This is a genomic window from Streptomyces koelreuteriae (assembly GCF_018604545.1).
Taxonomy (GTDB): Bacteria; Actinomycetota; Actinomycetes; order Streptomycetales; family Streptomycetaceae; genus Streptomyces; species Streptomyces koelreuteriae.
Genome location: NZ_CP075896.1, coordinates 2217108 through 2234527, shown reverse-complemented (window position 1 = coordinate 2234527; position 17420 = coordinate 2217108). Strand labels below are relative to the sequence as shown.

At 70.7% G+C, this 17420-nt stretch carries 15 protein-coding genes; 10 read left to right on the top strand and 5 right to left on the bottom strand.

Translation table 11 applies throughout. The features are described from left to right. Positions 1–5 precede the first annotated feature (5 nt). Both rnc and mutM read left to right on the top strand, forming a co-directional pair. A complete protein-coding gene (gene rnc, locus KJK29_RS09705; protein WP_215118311.1) occupies positions 6–800 on the top strand; it encodes a ribonuclease III in 795 nt (264 codons plus the stop codon). Positions 801–876: 76 nt separating this feature from the next. Beyond that, positions 877–1737: a bifunctional DNA-formamidopyrimidine glycosylase/DNA-(apurinic or apyrimidinic site) lyase gene (mutM, locus tag KJK29_RS09700; protein ID WP_215118310.1), complete on the top strand. Its 861-nt coding sequence runs from the start codon at positions 877–879 to the stop codon at positions 1735–1737. Here mutM and KJK29_RS09695 read toward each other — a convergent pair. Beyond that, positions 1727–2125: a winged helix-turn-helix transcriptional regulator gene (locus KJK29_RS09695; RefSeq protein WP_215118309.1), complete on the bottom strand. Its 399-nt coding sequence runs from the start codon at positions 2123–2125 to the stop codon at positions 1727–1729. The two genes, mutM and KJK29_RS09695, sit on opposite strands and share 11 nt — an antisense overlap. A gap of 71 nt (positions 2126–2196) precedes the next feature. Then, positions 2197–3348, bottom strand: coding sequence for a CAP domain-containing protein (locus tag KJK29_RS09690; protein WP_215118308.1), 1152 nt, complete (start codon positions 3346–3348; stop codon positions 2197–2199). Between the two features lie 162 nt (positions 3349–3510). Here KJK29_RS09690 and KJK29_RS09685 point away from each other — a divergent pair, with 162 nt between their 5' ends. The 4 genes from KJK29_RS09685 (at position 3511) to KJK29_RS09670 (ending at position 9797) form a co-directional block, all read left to right on the top strand. Next, the gene (locus KJK29_RS09685; protein WP_189727968.1) at positions 3511–3792 is read left to right on the top strand and encodes an acylphosphatase; all 282 of its coding nucleotides are present in this window, start codon (positions 3511–3513) and stop codon (positions 3790–3792) included. Between the two features lie 380 nt (positions 3793–4172). Then, entirely contained in the window at positions 4173–4376 is a 204-nt protein-coding gene (locus KJK29_RS09680) for a hypothetical protein (protein WP_030852030.1), read from the top strand. Positions 4377–4586: 210 nt separating this feature from the next. Further along, on the top strand, positions 4587–8156 hold the full coding sequence (gene smc, locus KJK29_RS09675) for a chromosome segregation protein SMC (RefSeq protein ID WP_215118307.1): 3570 nt from the start codon (positions 4587–4589) through the stop codon (positions 8154–8156). Between the two features lie 222 nt (positions 8157–8378). Continuing rightward, positions 8379–9797: a sugar porter family MFS transporter gene (locus tag KJK29_RS09670; protein WP_215118306.1), complete on the top strand. Its 1419-nt coding sequence runs from the start codon at positions 8379–8381 to the stop codon at positions 9795–9797. Between the two features lie 111 nt (positions 9798–9908). Here KJK29_RS09670 and KJK29_RS09665 read toward each other — a convergent pair whose 3' ends face one another. Beyond that, a complete protein-coding gene (locus KJK29_RS09665) occupies positions 9909–10286 on the bottom strand; it encodes a hypothetical protein (protein ID WP_215118305.1) in 378 nt (125 codons plus the stop codon). A gap of 53 nt (positions 10287–10339) precedes the next feature. After that, positions 10340–11311, bottom strand: a complete 972-nt coding sequence (locus KJK29_RS09660; RefSeq protein ID WP_215118304.1) for an LLM class flavin-dependent oxidoreductase — start codon at positions 11309–11311, stop codon at positions 10340–10342. Positions 11312–11483: 172 nt separating this feature from the next. Here KJK29_RS09660 and ftsY point away from each other — a divergent pair, with 172 nt between their 5' ends. Then, complete coding sequence (gene ftsY, locus KJK29_RS09655; protein ID WP_215118303.1) at positions 11484–12683, top strand: signal recognition particle-docking protein FtsY; 1200 nt, start codon at positions 11484–11486, stop codon at positions 12681–12683. A 107-nt stretch (positions 12684–12790) separates the two neighbouring features. Here ftsY and KJK29_RS09650 read toward each other — a convergent pair whose 3' ends face one another. Continuing rightward, positions 12791–13456, bottom strand: a complete 666-nt coding sequence (locus KJK29_RS09650; RefSeq protein ID WP_215118302.1) for a bifunctional DNA primase/polymerase — start codon at positions 13454–13456, stop codon at positions 12791–12793. Positions 13457–13902: 446 nt separating this feature from the next. On the opposite strand from KJK29_RS09650, the gene nsdA reads away from it, so the two are divergent. The 3 genes from nsdA to KJK29_RS09635 all read left to right on the top strand — a co-directional run bounded on the left by nsdA (position 13903) and on the right by KJK29_RS09635 (position 17413). Beyond that, the gene (gene nsdA / locus KJK29_RS09645; RefSeq protein ID WP_215118301.1) at positions 13903–15393 is read left to right on the top strand and encodes a transcriptional repressor NsdA; all 1491 of its coding nucleotides are present in this window, start codon (positions 13903–13905) and stop codon (positions 15391–15393) included. A 341-nt stretch (positions 15394–15734) separates the two neighbouring features. Continuing rightward, complete coding sequence (locus tag KJK29_RS09640; protein WP_215118300.1) at positions 15735–17078, top strand: ammonium transporter; 1344 nt, start codon at positions 15735–15737, stop codon at positions 17076–17078. Next, positions 17075–17413: a P-II family nitrogen regulator gene (locus tag KJK29_RS09635; RefSeq protein ID WP_215118299.1), complete on the top strand. Its 339-nt coding sequence runs from the start codon at positions 17075–17077 to the stop codon at positions 17411–17413. Before KJK29_RS09640 ends, KJK29_RS09635 begins: the two co-directional genes overlap by 4 nt. Positions 17414–17420 lie beyond the last annotated feature (7 nt).

The window sequence follows — 17420 nt, the reverse complement described above, 5'->3', positions numbered from 1 at the left end:
GCACTGTGTCCACGCCGAAGAAAAACTCTGCGGACAACCAGGCCTCGTCCCACACGCTGTTGGAAGGGCGGCTCGGGTACAAGCTCGAGTCCGCCCTTCTGGTGCGTGCGCTGACCCACCGTTCCTACGCGTACGAGAACGGCGGTCTGCCGACCAACGAGCGCCTGGAGTTCCTCGGGGACTCCGTCCTCGGCCTCGTGGTCACGGACACGCTGTACCGAACCCACCCCGATCTGCCCGAAGGCCAGCTGGCCAAGCTGCGGGCCGCGGTGGTCAACTCGCGTGCGCTGGCGGAGGTGGGCCGTGGGCTCGACCTGGGCTCCTTCATCCGGCTCGGCCGCGGTGAAGAGGGAACGGGCGGCCGGGACAAGGCGTCCATCCTCGCCGACACCCTCGAAGCGGTGATCGGTGCGGTCTATCTCGACCAGGGACTGGAGTCCGCGGCGGAGCTCGTGCACCGTCTGTTCGACCCCCTGATCGAGAAGTCCTCGAACCTCGGAGCCGGCCTGGACTGGAAGACCAGTCTCCAGGAGCTCACCGCGACCGAGGGGCTCGGTGTACCCGAGTACCTGGTCACGGAGACCGGCCCCGACCACGAGAAGACCTTCACTGCTGCCGCCCGCGTCGGAGGCGTCTCGTACGGCACCGGCACCGGCCGCAGCAAGAAGGAGGCGGAACAGCAGGCCGCGGAATCCGCGTGGCGGGCCATCAAGGCCGCAGCGGACGAGCGCGCCAAGGAGGCGGCCACCAAACAGGCCGCCGCCGACGAGAGCGCCGGCCCCGAGCCGGCGTCCGCCTGACCGAACAGAAACAAGCGCACCCGAGCGCCCGCCCCTGCCCGGGGGCGGGCGCTCGGCTCGTACACCGGGGGAGCCCATGCCCGAGTTGCCCGAGGTCGAGGTCGTCCGGCGCGGCCTGGAGCGGTGGGTCGCCCACCGGACCGTCGCCGAGGTCGAGGTGCTGCACCCGCGCGCGGTGCGCCGCCACCTCGCGGGCGGCGCCGACTTCGCGGACCGCCTGAAGGGCCACCGCATCGGCACACCCAGCCGCCGCGGCAAATACCTGTGGCTGCCCCTGGAGGACACGGACCAGTCGATCCTGGCCCACCTCGGCATGAGCGGCCAGTTGCTGGTGCAGCCCCACACGGCTCCGGACGAGAAGCACCTGCGCATCCGCGCCCGCTTCACGGACGCCCTGGACACCGAACTCCGCTTCGTCGACCAGCGCACCTTCGGCGGGCTGTCACTGCACGACAACACCCCCGAGGGCCTGCCCGACGTCATCGCGCACATCGCCCGAGACCCGCTCGACCCGCTCTTCGACGAAGAGGGCTTCCACCAGGCGCTGCGCCGCAAGCGGTCCACGATCAAACGGGCCCTGCTCGACCAGTCGCTGATCAGCGGCGTCGGCAACATCTACGCCGACGAGGCCCTCTGGCGCGCCCGCATCCACTACGAGCGCCCGACCGCGACCTTCACACGCCCCCGCACACTGCTGCTCCTCGGCCATGTGCGGGACGTGATGAACTCCGCCCTCGCGGTCGGCGGCACCAGCTTCGACAGCCTCTACGTCAACGTCAACGGCGAGTCGGGCTACTTCGACCGGTCCCTCGACGCGTACGGCCGCGAGGGCCTGCCCTGCCGACGCTGCGGCACACCGATGCGCCGGCGGTCCTGGATGAACCGCTCCAGCTACTACTGCCCGAAGTGCCAGCGACCGCCGCGGATCACGCCCTAGCGGAGTCGTACCGCTCGCGGGCGGCCAGGACGTCGTCCATGCTGCCCTCCACGAAGTGGATCAGGGCGAGCAGGCGCTCGGCCACACCGCGTCCCAGCGGCGTCAGTTCGTAGTCCACCCGGGGCGGGTTGGTCGGCTGGGCCTCACGATGGACCAGGCCGTCGCGCTCCAGCGCGTGCAGCGTCTGGGAGAGCATCTTCTCGCTCACACCGTCGACCCGGCGGCGCAGCTCGTTGAAGCGCAGCGACCCCTCGTACAGAGCGGTCAGCGCGAGCCCGCCCCAGCGGCCCGTGACATGCTCCAGCGTGCCGCGCGAAGGGCAGGCCCTGGCGAACACGTTGTACGGGAGGTCGTCCAGCCCCTCCGTGAGCTCCTGGGTGGTGGTCATGCCCCAAGAGTACGCCAGCACAGCGCTCACTCCTAGGGTGCGCTAACTTCTGGTTAGCGCACCCCGAGGGTCTAGTAGCCGAAGTTCTGGGTCCACCACGGGCCGCCCGACCCGAGCTCGACGCCGACGCCCAGCGTCTTGAAGTCGCAGTTCAGGATGTTGGCGCGGTGGCCGGGGCTGTTCATCCAGGCGTCCATCACGGCCGCGGCGTCAGCCTGGCCGCGGGCTATGTTCTCCCCGCCGAGGTTGGATATCCCGGCGGCCTCGGCCCGGTCCCACGGCGTCTTGCCGTCGGGGTCGGTGTGGTCGAAGAAGCCCCGGGCGCGCATGTCCTCGCTGTAGTTCTGCGCCAGCTCGGCCAGCGCGCTGTTCGCGGCGAGGGCGCTGCAGCCCACCTTGGCCCGCTCCTCGTTCACGAGCTTGAGCACCTGGGCCGCGGCGGCCGACTCCTCGGAGAGGGCGGCGGGGGCACTGGGCTTCTCGGGCGCCTCCTGCGCGGCCGTACGGGAGGGCGAGCTCTCCGGCTCCTCGCGGGGAGTCGCCGCCGGCTTCTTCTTCTCCGGGGTCTTCTCCTGTGTATTCTCCGCCTTCTCGGGCGTCTTGGTCGGCGCGGCCGACGACGTCGAGGCGGACGGTGACGGCGACAGGGAGCGCTCGGCGTCCCGGCTCGTGGGCGTGGAGCCCCGGCCGTCGGTGCTGCCGGAGGTGCCGCCCTGCCCGCTCGGGGTGTTGGTCGGCGTGTCGGCGGCCTGCACCTTGTCGGCGCCGCCGTCTCCGCCGAGCTTGTAGTTCTCGAGGCCGGGAACGGCGCCCGTGGCCACCGCGACGGTGCCGATGGCGACCGCGGCGGACACACCGAGCAGACCGGTGCGCATCGGCCGTGCGGCCTTCTTCCGGCGGCGGTGCGAGCCGGCCCGACGGGAGCCGCCCTCGGGCGTGAAGCCCTCGCTCGCGAAGACGGCCGTCTCGGCGGTCCGCTGGCGGGGAATCCCGGCGTACCCGTCACCCGCCGAGGCGGCCTCCGTCTCGAACAGGTAGGCCTCGCTCCGGGCGTAGGTGTCGGCGTAGGCCTCCGGGTTCAGATAGGGCGCGATGCCCATGGTCGGGCCGTCCTCCGCGCCGTGCAGCGGATCGTGGCCCTCCGCGGTGCCGTCGGCCTGCATGATCCCCGTGGCGCTGCCCGTGGCGGCGCTGCCGGCGTCGGAGCGACGGTGGCGTCCCATGTTCTGGCCTTCCTCGTCCTGGCGGTCGACTCGTCCTCGAGATCAACACCAAACTCACTCGATGGTGTGAGTTTCATATGAGATTCGTTGGGTGGGGACGGTACCGCATGGCGCAAGTGAAGGAAGTGCGCCCGAGGGAGTTTGGGCGGTTAGGTTGCAGTCATGAGCGAGGATGTGCGACTGGTCGCCTGGGTGCGGGGACGCGTCCAAGGTGTGGGTTTCCGCTGGTTCACGCGGGCCAAGGCCCTGGAGATCGGCGGCCTGAGTGGTTTTGCTCTCAATTTGGGCGACGGTCGGGTCCAAGTGGTCGCGGAGGGCGCGCGAGAAGGCTGTGAAGGCTTGCTGGAGTGGCTCGAGGGCGACGACACGCCCGGCCGTGTGGACGGCGTCACCGAGATCTGGGACACACCCCGTGGCGGCTACGACGGCTTTGCCATCCGCTGATCCCGTACCGGAGGGCGGGCCTCAGGGGCGCCCCAGGACAGGCCTCCGACGGCCGTCCCGGACGGAAACTGGCTGGTGATTGCCAAGAATCGCTTGCCTTGGCAGACTCCGCACGCAAGGATGATCGCCACGCCCCGAGGGCCCCGCAGAAGCCGCTGTGCCGCCGCATCAGGCCGCACGCGCCCGGTCGGCCCCCAATACGGGGCGTGATCGTGTTGACCGTCAAACTTTTTGGTGAGACGCTGAAAGCCCCGCGCACCTTAGCTGTTTGGCATGGCTGAACGGCGGAACAACTCCAGGCCGTACCAAGCATCGCGGGTGCGAATCCCTCACGACCCACACCGCATCGGTCGGTCACGCATTGTGGAGGACCATCCATCATGGCAAAGGCGCTTCTCGGTTACGTCGGCGGCTCCGACCCTCGACTCCTCGCCGAGATGCGACGGCTCCAGCAGCGCGTCCAGGACCTGGAATCCGAGCTCGGACGGATCCAGGCCGAGAACGAGGCGCTGACGGCTGCCGCTTCTCACGACAGGATCATGGAGAGCGTTGACGCACACCAGGCGGAGCCTGCGCTCACCTGATCACTGCATCGCTCCACAACAGCAGAGCAGTGGTTGGGCCGCCCGTCATAACCGCTGAGTTGTCAGAAGTGCAAGGGACGCCGTCGGCGTCCCTTCTTTCTTTCCCCCGCATCCTTTCACCGTCTTTAACGTGTGGTGTGCCCTGCGCGTTCAGCGGCGAAACCGTGGGTTCATGGAGTGAGACGAACCCGGGCGGTAGAGTCCGGCGGCGTGCACCTCAAGGCCCTGACCCTCCGCGGGTTCAAGTCGTTCGCCTCGGCGACCACCCTCCGGTTCGAACCGGGGATCACGTGCGTCGTAGGGCCGAACGGCTCGGGCAAGTCCAATGTCGTGGACGCGCTGAGCTGGGTCATGGGCGAGCAGGGCGCCAAATCGCTGCGCGGCGGCAAGATGGAGGACGTCATCTTCGCCGGCACCACCGGCCGCCCTCCGCTGGGCCGCGCCGAGGTGTCGCTGACCATCGACAACTCCGACGGGGCCCTGCCCATCGAGTACGCCGAGGTCACCATCACGCGGATCATGTTCCGCAACGGCGGCAGCGAGTACCAGCTCAACGGCGACACCTGCCGCCTCCTCGACATCCAGGAGCTCCTCTCCGACTCCGGCATCGGCCGCGAGATGCACGTCATCGTCGGGCAGGGGCAGCTCGACGGCGTGCTGCACGCCGACCCCATGGGCCGCCGCGCCTTCATCGAGGAGGCCGCCGGAGTCCTCAAGCACCGCAAGCGCAAGGAGAAGGCGCTGCGCAAGCTGGACGCGATGCAGGCCAACCTCGCGCGCGTGCAGGACCTCACCGACGAACTCCGGCGCCAGCTCAAGCCCCTCGGCCGCCAGGCCGCCGTCGCCCGCCGGGCCGCAGTCATCCAGGCCGACCTGCGCGACGCCCGCCTGCGACTGCTGGCCGACGACCTCGTACGGCTGAAGGAAGCCCTCAACGCCGAGGTCGCCGACGAGGCCGCGCTGAAGGAGCGCAAGGAGGCCGCCGAGCGGGAGCTGCGCAAGGCGCTCCAGCGCGAGGCCCTTCTGGAGGACGAGGTACGGCAGCTCACGCCACGCCTCCAGCGCGCCCAGCAGACCTGGTACGAGCTCTCCCAGCTCGCCGAGCGGGTGCGCGGCACGATCTCGCTGGCCGACGCCCGGGTGAAGAGCGCCACCTCCGCACCCCCCGAGGAGCGGCGCGGCCGCGACCCCGAGGACATGGAGCGCGAGGCCGCCCGCATCCGCGAGCAGGAGGCCGAGCTGGAAGCGGCCCTGGAGGCGGCCGAACGCGCCCTGGAGGACACGGTCTCCCACCGCGCCGAGCTGGAACGCGCGCTCACCCAGGAGGAACGGCGCCTGAAGGACGCCGCCCGCGCCATCGCCGACCGGCGCGAAGGCCTGGCCCGACTGAGCGGCCAGGTCAACGCGGCCCGCTCCCGCGCCGCCTCCGCCCAGGCCGAGATCGAACGCCTGGCCGCCGCCCGCGACGAGGCCCAGGAGCGAGCCGTCGCCGCGCAGGAGGAGTACGAGGCCCTCAAGGCCGAGGTCGACGGCCTCGACGCCGGCGACGCGGAACTCGCCGAACAGCACGAGGCCGCCAAGCAGCGGCTCGCCGACGCCGAGTCCGCCCTCACCGCAGCCCGCGAGTCCGCCACGGCGGCGGAACGCAAGCGCGCCGCGACCCAGGCCCGCCACGAGGCCCTGGCCATGGGCCTGCGCCGCAAGGACGGCACCGGAATACTGCTCGCGGCGAAGGATCGCCTCTCCGGCCTGCTCGGCCCGGCGGCGGAACTGCTGACGGTGACCCCGGGACACGAGGTCGCCCTGGCAGCGGCCTTCGGAGCGGCAGCGGACGCGATCGCCGTGACGACCCCGGCATCAGCGGCCGACGCCATCAGACTCCTCCGCAAGCAGGACGGAGGCAGGGCCACTCTGCTCCTGGCAGGAGCACCGGGCGCGGGGAACGGCGCGAACCATCACGACGCACCCGCAGACGCGGGACGAACGTTCGCCGTCGACCTGGTCCGCGGCCCCACCGACCTCATGCCGGCCGTCCGACGGCTCCTCCACGGCATCGTCGTGGTCGACACCCTCGAAGCCGCCGAAGACCTCGTCTACACCCACCCCGACCTCACCGCCGTCACCGCCGAAGGCGACCTCCTCGGCGCGCACTTCGCCCACGGCGGCTCCGCCGGTGCCCCCAGCCTCCTCGAAGTACAGGCCTCCGTCGACGAGGCCGCCGCCGAACTGGAAGAGCTGGCGGTGCGCTGCGAGGAGCTGACCGAGGCCCAGCACCAGGCCGTCGAGCGGCGCAAGGAGTGCGCCGCGCTCGTCGAGGACGTGGGGGAGCGGCGCCGGGCCGCCGACCGGGAGAAGTCCTCCGTCGCTCAGCAACTCGGAGCGCTCGCCGGGCAGGCCCGGGGCGCGGCCGGGGAGGCCGAGCGGTCCACGGCCGCCGCCGCCCGGGCCCAGGAGGCCCTCGACAAGGCCCTCGCCGAGGTCGAGGAACTCGCCGAGCGGCTCGCCGTCGCCGAGGAGATGCCGATCGAGGAGGAGCCCGACACCTCCGTACGGGACCGGCTCGCCGCCGACGGTGCCAACGCCCGCCAGACCGAGATGGAGGCCCGGCTCCAGGCCCGTACGCACGAGGAACGGGTCAAGGGCCTGGCCGGACGGGCCGACTCGCTCGACCGTGCCGCCCGGGCGGAGCGTGAGGCACGCGCGCGTGCGGAGCAGCGGCGGTCCCGGCTGCGGCACGAGGCGGCCGTCGCCGAGGCCGTCGGCGCGGGCGCCCGGCAGCTCCTCGCGCACGTCGAGGTCTCCCTGGCCCGCGCCGACGAGGAGCGCGTCGCCGCCGATGCCGCCAAGGCCCGCCGCGAACAGGAACTCGCCCGCGCCCGAACCGAGGGACGAGATCTCAAGGCCGAACTCGACAAGTTGACGGATTCGGTCCATCGAGGCGAGGTACTCGGCGCCGAGAAGCGGCTGCGGATCGAGCAGCTGGAGACGAAGGCGCTGGAGGAGCTGGGTGTCGAACCGGCCGGACTGGTGGCGGAGTACGGACCGCACCAGCTCGTGCCGCCCTCGCCCCCCGCCGAGGGCGAGGAGCTGCCGGAGGACCCGGAGCACCCGCGCAACCGGCCGAAGCCGTATCTGAGGTCCGAGCAGGAGAAGCGTCTGAAGTCGGCCGAGCGTGCCTACCAGCAGCTCGGCAAGGTGAACCCGCTCGCCCTGGAGGAGTTCGCGGCACTGGAGGAACGCCACCAGTTCCTCAGCGAGCAGCTCGAGGACCTGAAGAAGACACGGGCGGACCTCCTCCAGGTGGTGAAGGAGGTCGACGAGCGCGTCGAGCAGGTCTTCACCGAGGCCTACCGGGACACGGCCCGGGAGTTCGAGGGCGTCTTCAGCCGGCTCTTCCCCGGGGGTGACGGGCGGCTGATCCTGACCGACCCCGACAACATGCTCACCACGGGCGTGGACGTCGAGGCCAGGCCGCCGGGCAAGAAGGTCAAGCGGCTGTCGCTGCTCTCGGGCGGGGAGCGGTCGCTGACCGCCGTGGCGCTGCTCGTGTCGATCTTCAAGGCGCGGCCCAGCCCGTTCTACGTCATGGACGAGGTCGAGGCCGCCCTCGACGACACCAACCTCCAGCGGCTCATCCGGATCATGCAGGAGCTGCAGGAGGCCTCGCAGCTCATCGTGATCACCCATCAGAAGCGCACGATGGAGGTCGCCGACGCGCTGTACGGCGTCTCCATGCAGGGCGACGGTGTGTCGAAGGTCATCAGCCAGCGTCTGCGCTAGATGAATGCCGTGTACATCCTTCTCACCTGCGACGCTTGATGGATTCAATTCTTGAACACATCGCCCCCACACTCCTGACGCAGATTCACGTCTGCCGACCTATTGACTTCGAAACTTGAAGGCATAGTCTCGGCAACGTTCCTTTTACCTTCAGGTACCTTCAGGTGGACCTCGAAGGGCTGATCCCCTCCGGCAGCGTTGCCGGTGGCCCGAGGAGTACACGTGACCAGCACAGCGCAGGCACCCAAGTCCGGAGCCAGGACGGCTCACCCCGAACATCTCGGGCACGTCATCTTCATCGCGGCGGCGGCCGCGATGGGCGGTTTCCTCTTCGGCTACGACAGTTCCGTGATCAACGGTGCCGTCGAAGCCATCCGAGGCCGCTACGACATCGGCTCCGCAGCCCTCGCCCAGGTCATCGCCGTCGCCCTCATCGGCTGCGCCATCGGCGCCGCGACCGCCGGCCGGATAGCCGACCGCATCGGCCGCATCCGGTGCATGCAGATCGCCGCGGCCCTCTTCACCGTCAGCGCCGTCGGCTCGGCGCTCCCCTTCGCCCTGTGGGACCTCGCCTTCTGGCGCGTCGTCGGCGGCTTCGCCATCGGTATGGCCTCCGTGATCGGCCCGGCCTACATCGCCGAGGTCGCCCCGCCCGCCTACCGCGGCAGGCTCGGCTCCTTCCAGCAGGCCGCGATCGTCATCGGCATCGCCGTGTCGCAGCTGGTCAACTGGGGCCTGCTGAACGCCGCCGACGGCGACCAGCGCGGCGAGCTGATGGGCCTGGAGGCCTGGCAGGTCATGCTGGGCGTCATGGTCATCCCGGCCATCCTGTACGGCCTGCTCTCCTTCCGGATCCCCGAGTCCCCGCGCTTCCTGATCTCCGTCGGCAAGCACGAGCGCGCCCGGGAGATCCTCGCCGAGGTCGAGGGCAAGGACATCGACCTGGACGCCCGCGTCGCCGAGATCGAGCACGCGATGACCAGCGAGCACAAGTCCAGCTTCAAGGACCTGCTCGGCGGGAGCTTCTTCTTCAAGCCGATCGTCTGGATCGGTATCGGCCTGTCGGTCTTCCAGCAGTTCGTCGGCATCAACGTCGCGTTCTACTACTCCTCGACGCTGTGGCAGTCGGTCGGCGTCGACCCGGCGGACTCGTTCTTCTACTCCTTCACCACGTCGATCATCAACATCGTCGGCACCGTGATCGCGATGATCTTCGTCGACCGCATCGGCCGCAAGCCGCTCGCGATCATCGGCTCGGTCGGCATGGTCGTCGGCCTGGCGCTGGAGGCCTGGGCGTTCTCCCACCCGCTGGTCGACGGCACGCTGCCGGCCGCGCAGGGCTGGATCGCGCTGATCGCCGCGCACGTCTTCGTCCTCTTCTTCGCCCTGTCCTGGGGTGTGGTCGTCTGGGTCATGCTCGGCGAGATGTTCCCCAACCGGATCCGCGCCGCCGCCCTGGGTGTGGCCGCCGCCGCGCAGTGGATCGCCAACTGGGCCATCACCGCGAGCTTCCCGTCGCTGGCCGAGTGGAACCTCTCCATGACGTACGTGATCTACACGGCCTTCGCGGCGCTCTCCATCCCCTTCATCCTGAAGTTCGTCAGCGAGACGAAGGGCAAGGCCCTGGAGGAGATGGGCTGAGCCAGCCCCCGCACTCGGGGAGAAGGGCCAAAGTCCCCGCTGCCCCTCTCCCCGTAACCCGCCGTCGCCCCGGTTCGGCCACTGCCCGAGCCGGGGCGGCGGTCTGTCTCGTCACCAGACGAGGACGCCGCCGCCGATCACCCGGGCGTGCAGGGCGGCCACCTCCAGATTCCGCAGCCGCCTCACCAGCCCCTCCCGGTGCTCCGCGAGCCCTCGCGGCCGCTGAGTGCTCTCGGCGATGGCGTCGAGATGGTCACACAGCAGCGCCACCTCGCCCAGGAACTCCGCGACGCTCTCGGCCTCGATCTCCAGGTCGCCGTCAGCCAGCACGGGAAGGAAGCGGGCGCCCAGCGCGCGTACCGGCTCGGACCCCCACACCGTCGTCCGCCAGGACTCGAACCCGGCCGAGTCGTCGCGCCCCTCGGGGACGTCGAGTATCTGCCGCTGTCCGTCCGGCTCCAGCAGGAACACATCAACCGACAGAGTCATGGAGTCAGTGGATCACCGAGAGGCCGGGGCGGGCCAGCGGATATCCGCGAGCGTCAGCTCCCCAGCCCCGGCAGCACCCGCTCGCAGAAGAGCTGCAGACTCCGCCACCCCTCCTCCGCCGGCATCCCGCCCGCCAGCGGATGCAGCACATAGGAGTCCAGGCCCAGCTCCGCGCACGCCTCGGGCGTGAGGATGCGGTACACGCCCTCGGCGCGCAGCTCCTCGACGGTCGTCGCGGCCGACTTCACCGCCGAGCGCACCCCGCCCGACTGCCAGGAGGCGTACGTCCGCGCCTCGTGCAGGAAGTGCTGGCCGTACTCCGCCCAGGCCCGGTCCGGGTCCTCGGCCAGGTGCAGCAGCGGTGTCTCGGCCGCGGGCATCATCACCCAGCCCTCGGTGCCGTACTCGGCGAGCCGGTCCTTGTAGTACGCCTCCAGCTCCGGGAGGTGCGCGCTGGGGAAGAAGGGCAGGCCGAGCCGGGCGGCCCGGCGGGCGGCGGCCTTGGAGGAGCCGCCGACCAGGAGCAGCGGATGCGGGTCGGTGAACGGGCGCGGGGTGATGCGGACCGTGCGCCCCCGGAAGGCGAAGGGCTCGCCGGTCCACGCCCGCAGCAGTGTCTCCAGCAGCTCGTCCTGGAGCCGGCCGCGCCGGGCGAACTCGACGCCGAACAGGTCGTACTCCTCGGGCCGGTACCCGATGCCGGCGACCGTCACCAGCCGGCCGCCGCTCAGCAGGTCCAGCACGGCGATCTCCTCGGCCAGCCGCAGCGGGTCGTGCAGCGGGCCGATCACCGCCGAGACGGTGACCGCGACACGCCGGGTCGCGCCGAAGACCGCCCCCGCGAAGGCGAACGGCGACGGCAGCCAGTTGTTGTCGGCCCCGTGGTGCTCCTCCGTCTGCACCGTGGTGACGCCCCGGTCGTCGGCGTACGAGGCCATCTCCAGGGCCGCCCGATAGCGGGCGCCGAGCTCGGCGGGGGAGGCCCCGGGAGCGACGAGGTTGAAGCGTACGACCGTGACGGGCATGGGGACGTCTCCCTTCACCGGGCGGGTGACCGGCTTCACCGGGCGGGTGTCCGGGGGACGTTAGCTGACGGGGCATCAGACATCCAGGGGTGTGGAGATCCGGCGGCCCTCGGCCCCGCGCGACGGTACAAGCGGGGTGACCCGGGGGCCCATGGCTGATACTGGACGCGTTATGGACATCGTCATCCTTGCTGTAGTCATCGCCGTGGTCGTGCTCGGCGCGCTCGGCGGGCTCATCGTCGGCAGCCGGCGCAAGAAGCAGCTGCCCCCGCCCCCGCCCGCAGCGCCCGACATCACCGTCCCACCGGCCGAGCCGCACGTCGGCGACGAGGCCGAGACGCCGCGGGAGGAACCGCGGCGAACCATAGAGGAGGTGGATCTCCCGGACGGCTCGGCTCCCGTCACCGTCGAGGAGCCGCCCGCCGAAGCTCCCGAGATCGAGATCCCGGAGCCCACCGCGGGCCGCCTGGTCCGGCTGCGGGCCCGTCTCTCCCGCTCGCAGAACGCCCTCGGTCAGGGGCTGCTCACGCTGCTGTCGCGCGAGCACCTCGACGAGGACACCTGGGAGGAGATCGAGGACACGCTGCTCACCGCCGACGTCGGCGTGCAGCCCACCCAGGAACTGGTCGAGCGCCTGCGCGAGCGGGTGAAGGTGCTCGGCACCCGCACCCCGGTCGAACTGCGCACCCTGCTGCGCGAGGAACTGCTCACCCTGGTCGGCCGCGACATGGACCGCGTGGTCAAGACCGAGCCGGAGGACCGCAAGCCGGGCATCGTGATGGTCGTCGGGGTCAACGGCACCGGCAAGACCACCACCACCGGCAAGCTCGCCCGCGTCCTGGTCGCCGACGGTCAGAGCGTGGTCCTGGGCGCCGCCGACACCTTCCGGGCCGCCGCCGCCGACCAGCTCCAGACCTGGGGCGAGCGCGTCGGCGCCCACACCGTGCGCGGACCGGAGGAGGGCGACCCCGCCTCCGTCGCCTTCGACGCGGTCAAGGAGGGCAAGGAGAGGGGCGCGAACGTCGTGCTCATCGACACCGCCGGCCGCCTGCACACCAAGACCGGCCTCATGGACGAGCTCGGCAAGGTCAAGCGGGTCGTGGAGAAGCACGCCCCGGTGGACGAGGTGCTGCTCGTGCTCGACGCCACCACCGGCCAGAACGGCCTGGTCCAGGCCCGGGTCTTCGCCGAGGTCGTCGACATCACCGGCATCGTCCTCACCAAGCTGGACGGCACGGCCAAGGGCGGCATCGTGGTCGCGGTCCAGCGCGAGCTGGGCGTTCCGGTCAAGCTCGTCGGGCTCGGCGAGGGCGCGGACGACCTGGCGCCGTTCGAGCCGGAGGCGTTCGTTGACGCCCTTATCGGGGAGTGACCTCCGGATACAGCCGAGTGACCTCCGGACATCCGCGTCCACTGACGAAGCGCCCGCCCCGATACACCGTCGGGACGGGCGCTTCGCTGTGTGGGGACGTCTCCCGGCTAGGCCCGGGACCGATGCGCCACATACGCCAGCGTGCCCAGCACCAGGCGGGCCTCCGGCGCCCGGGACTCCGAGTCCAGGGCGGGGGAGCGCAGCCAGCGCACCGGGCCGAGACCGCCGCGGTCGGAGGGCGGCGCCGTGATGTGCGTGCCGGGGCCGAGGCCGCGCAGGTCGAGGGAGGCCGGGTCGTCCCAGCCCATGCGGTAGAGCAGGCCGGACAGATCGGCGGCGGCGCCGGGGGCGACGAAGAAGTGGGCGCGGCCGTCCGGGGTCGCCGCGACCGGGCCGACGGGCAGACCCATGCGCTCCAGCCGGGCCAGCGCCCGGCAGCCGGCGGGTTCGGCCACCTCGATGACGTCGAACGCCCTGCCGACCGGCAGCATCACCGAGGCGCCGGGGAACTCGCCCCAGGACTCGGTCACGTCGTCCAGCGTCGCCCCGGCGGGGATCACCGGCGCGAAGTCCAGCGGATGCGCACCCGGCGCCGGGCAGTCGCGGCGTCCGCAGGAGCAGGCGCCCCCCGAGGCCCGGGCGCCCGGCACCACGTCCCAGCCCCACAGCCCGGTGTACTCGGCCACGGCGGTGCCGTCCGAAGTGCGGCCTCGGCGGCGCGAGCCAGACCGGATGTCGCGCATGCCCCGGCTGATGCCGATCGTGAAGACCATGCCCCCTCCAACGGGTCCGACGCACCGGTGGTTACGCAGCGGTCGCTCTGCGTGACTCTCTGTTTCCGCCTTCCCGAGCGGCGTTCCCTTCACTCAGCGCCCGGAGGTGTCCAGGGTGGTGCGCTCGGCGACACGCGCCCCTCAGTGCATCGCTGCACCCGCTCCTGGTTGTGCTGTGTCAAGTGAATCGCGGTCAGCCGTACGTGAGTTCATTCGAAGGGGTGGCGAATGGTGGCGTTTCCGTGTGAGCCGTGGCTGGACGGGTGATCGTAGGATTACTTTGTGTGCACGAGTCCTGGGGGCACATGCACTCGTGGGTATGCCGGAGGCAAGTCGGTATTCCGTTCGATGGGTGACAAGGGCCGGACGGATGACCGTGCGAACCGGCATGCTGATAGGCCTTGGCGCACACGGCGACAAGTGGTCTCAGGGATGGGGGCGTTCCAGTGAGCGGCAACGGCGGAGGCGGAACGAACGCTGCGAGCGCGACGCACGCGGACAAGCGCCCGAACGAGCTGCTCACCTCCTGGTTCGTGCGCAGCGGCTGGTCCAAGGGCGAGCTGGCCCGCCAGGTCAACCGCCGGGCACGCCAGCTGGGCGCCAACCACATCTCCACGGACACCTCGCGCGTGCGCCGCTGGCTCGACGGCGAGAACCCCCGCGAGCCGATCCCCAGGATCCTCTCCGAGCTGTTCTCGGAGCGTTTCGGTGTGGTCGTCTCCGTCGAGGACCTGGGGCTGCGCACCGCGCGCCAGTCACCCTCCGCGACCGGCGTCGACCTGCCCTGGACGGGCCCGCAGACCGTGGCCCTGCTCAGCGAGTTCTCGCGCAGCGACCTGATGCTGGCGCGGCGCGGCTTCCTCGGGAGCTCGCTGGCCCTGTCTGCGGGCCCGGCCCTCATCGAGCCCATGCAGCGCTGGCTCGTCCCCTCGCCCCCGGCCCAGCGTTCGGAGCCCGAGCCCTCCTCCGGGCGCGCCCGGGGCCGGCTCTCCAAACCCGAGCTGGACCTCCTGGAGTCCACGACCGTGATGTTCCGGCAGTGGGACGCCCAGTGCGGCGGCGGCCTGCGCCGCAAGGCGGTCGTCGGCCAGCTGCACGAGGTGACGGACCTGCTCCAGGAGCCCCAGCCCGAGGCCACCACCCGGCGGCTGTTCAAGGTCGCCGCCGAACTGGCCGAGCTGGCCGGCTGGATGTCGTACGACATCGGGCTCCAGCCGACCGCGCAGAAGTACTTCGTCCTCGCGCTGCACGCCGCGAAGGAGGCTGGTGACCGGCCCCTCGGCTCCTATGTGCTGTCCAGCATGAGCCGGCAGATGATCCACCTCGGGCGGCCCGACGACGCGCTGGAGCTGATCCACCTCGCGCAGTACGGCAGCCGCGACTGCGCGAGCCCGCGCACCCAGTCGATGCTGTATGCGATGGAGGCCCGCGCCTACGCCAACATGGGACAGCCCGGCAAGTGCAAGCGGGCGGTCCGGATGGCCGAGGACACCTTCGCCGACGCCGGCGAGTGGGACGAGCCGGACCCCGACTGGATCCGCTTCTTCTCCGAGGCCGAGCTGTACGGCGAGAACTCCCACTCCTACCGCGACCTGGCCTATGTCGCCGGCCGCAGCCCGACCTACGCCTCGCTGGCCGAGCCCCTGATGGAGCGGGCCGTGCAGCTGTTCGCCGAGGACGGCGAGCACCAGCGGTCGTACGCGCTCAACCTGATCGGCATGGCCACCGTGCACCTCCTGCGGCGCGAGGCCGAGCAGAGCACGGTCTTCGCCACGCAGGCCATGCACGTGGCCAAGAAGGTCCGTTCCGAGCGGGTCAACACTCGTATCCGAAAGACGGTCGACACCGCCGCGCGGGACTTCGGCGACCTCGGCGAGGTCGTCGACCTCACCGAGCGGCTCGCCGCCGAGCTGCCCGAGACCGCGGAGGCGGTCTGACCGCCGCCCTCCGGCACCCCTGAACCCCGGCCGCGGCCGGCCCTCCCGAACTGCCCGACTCGGCTCCCCCATGCCAGGTCATCGGAAGGCCGACCGCGGCCGGCCTTGTCGTTCCCACGGCCGCGAGAGCCGAAGGTTGCGCCACGATAACGATCGGCGCGCCCGCGATCCGGCAGTTCATCGACGCGTAACACAGCACGCGCCTTCGTCACGGCGGCGAAACAACGAGGGGCTTCGACCGAAACGGCGCTGCGTCAATCTCGTGGCGCATAACCGGCCCACCCCTCAATCCGCTCGAGGCTTCGCCCGCACGGGGCCGTACCAACGACGAGGAGACGCCGATGGCACCAGCCATCACCCTTGCCGCAGAGGCGCCCAAGCTGTCTGCCGCCAACACAGGGTTCATGCTCATCTGTTCCGCCCTGGTGATGCTCATGACCCCGGGTCTGGCCTTCTTCTACGGAGGCATGGTCCGCGTCAAAAGCACCCTGAACATGCTGATGATGAGCTTCATCAGCCTCGGGATCGTCACCATCCTGTGGGTGCTGTACGGCTTCTCCATGGCGTTCGGCACCGACTCCGGGAGCCTCATCGGCTGGAACTCGGACTGGGTCGGCCTCACCGGGGTCGACAAGGGCGAGCTGTGGGGCACGTACAACATCCCGCTGCTGGCCTTCATGGTCTTCCAGCTGATGTTCGCCATCATCACGCCCGCCCTGATCAGCGGTGCTCTCGCGGACCGTGTGAAGTTCTCCGCCTGGGCGCTGTTCATCGCGCTGTGGGCCACGATCGTCTACTTCCCCGTCGCCCACTGGGTCTGGGGTGAGGGCGGCTGGGCCTTCGACATGGGCGTGATCGACTTCGCCGGTGGTACCGCGGTCCACATCAACGCCGGTGCCGCGGCGCTCGGCGTGATCCTCGTCATCGGCAAGCGCGTCGGCTTCAAGCGTGACCCGATGCGCCCGCACAGCCTCCCGCTGGTCATGCTCGGCGCCGGTCTGCTGTGGTTCGGCTGGTTCGGCTTCAACGCGGGTTCGTGGCTCGGCAACGACGACGGCGTCGGCACCCTGATGTTCGTCAACACGCAGGTCGCCACCGCCGCCGCCATGCTGGCCTGGCTCGCCTACGAGAAGATCCGCCACGGCGCGTTCACCACGCTGGGCGCCGCCTCCGGCGCGGTCGCGGGTCTGGTCGCCATCACCCCGGCCGGTGGTTCGGTCACTCCGATGGGCGCGATCGCCGTCGGCGCCATCGCCGGTGTCCTGTGCGCCATGGCCGTGGGCCTGAAGTACAAGTTCGGCTACGACGACTCGCTCGACGTCGTGGGTGTCCACCTCGTCGGCGGTATCGCCGGCTCCATCCTGATCGGCTTCTTCGCCAGCGGTAAGGGCCAGTCCGACGCCACGGGCGTGTTCTACGGCGACCACACGTTCGACCAGCTCTGGAAGCAGCTCGCCGGTGTCGGCGGTGTGCTCGCCTACTCGCTGATCGTCTCCGCGATCCTCGCCTTCGTCCTCCACAAGACCATCGGTATGCGGGTCTCCGAGGACGAGGAGGTGGCCGGCATCGACCAGGCCGAGCACGCCGAGACCGCATACGACTTCAGTGGCGCCGGTGGCGGTGCCGCCAAGACGGCCGTCACGGCCCCGGTCGCCGCAGCCGCGAGCAAGAAGGTGGACGCATGAAGCTCATCACCGCCGTCGTCAAGCCGCACCGGCTCGACGAGATCAAGGAGGCCCTGCAGGCCTTCGGAGTACACGGCCTGACCGTCACCGAGGCCAGCGGCTACGGTCGTCAGCGGGGCCACACCGAGGTCTACCGCGGTGCCGAGTACACCGTCGACCTGGTCCCCAAGATCCGTATCGAGGTCCTGGTCGAGGACGACGACGCCGAGCAGCTCGTCGACGTCGTGGTCAAGGCCGCCCGCACCGGCAAGATCGGTGACGGCAAGGTCTGGTCCGTCCCGGTCGAGACGGCCGTACGGGTCCGGACCGGCGAGCGCGGCCCCGACGCGCTCTGAGGGCCCC

What these genes read in the sequence shown, in the direction of transcription:
- KJK29_RS09695 (WP_215118309.1), bottom strand. Translation starts at nt 2,125, where the DNA reads ATGACCACCACCCAGGAGCTCACGGAGGGGCTGGACGACCTCCCGTAC.
- KJK29_RS09690 (WP_215118308.1), bottom strand. Translation starts at nt 3,348, where the DNA reads ATGGGACGCCACCGTCGCTCCGACGCCGGCAGCGCCGCCACGGGCAGC.
- KJK29_RS09665 (WP_215118305.1), bottom strand. Translation starts at nt 10,286, where the DNA reads ATGACTCTGTCGGTTGATGTGTTCCTGCTGGAGCCGGACGGACAGCGG.
- KJK29_RS09650 (WP_215118302.1), bottom strand. Translation starts at nt 13,456, where the DNA reads ATGGTCTTCACGATCGGCATCAGCCGGGGCATGCGCGACATCCGGTCT.
- mutM (WP_215118310.1), top strand. Translation starts at nt 877, where the DNA reads ATGCCCGAGTTGCCCGAGGTCGAGGTCGTCCGGCGCGGCCTGGAGCGG.
- KJK29_RS09685 (WP_189727968.1), top strand. Translation starts at nt 3,511, where the DNA reads ATGAGCGAGGATGTGCGACTGGTCGCCTGGGTGCGGGGACGCGTCCAA.
- KJK29_RS09660 (WP_215118304.1), bottom strand. Translation starts at nt 11,311, where the DNA reads ATGCCCGTCACGGTCGTACGCTTCAACCTCGTCGCTCCCGGGGCCTCC.
- KJK29_RS09640 (WP_215118300.1), top strand. Translation starts at nt 15,735, where the DNA reads ATGGCACCAGCCATCACCCTTGCCGCAGAGGCGCCCAAGCTGTCTGCC.
- KJK29_RS09635 (WP_215118299.1), top strand. Translation starts at nt 17,075, where the DNA reads ATGAAGCTCATCACCGCCGTCGTCAAGCCGCACCGGCTCGACGAGATC.
- ftsY (WP_215118303.1), top strand. Translation starts at nt 11,484, where the DNA reads ATGGACATCGTCATCCTTGCTGTAGTCATCGCCGTGGTCGTGCTCGGC.
- KJK29_RS09680 (WP_030852030.1), top strand. Translation starts at nt 4,173, where the DNA reads ATGGCAAAGGCGCTTCTCGGTTACGTCGGCGGCTCCGACCCTCGACTC.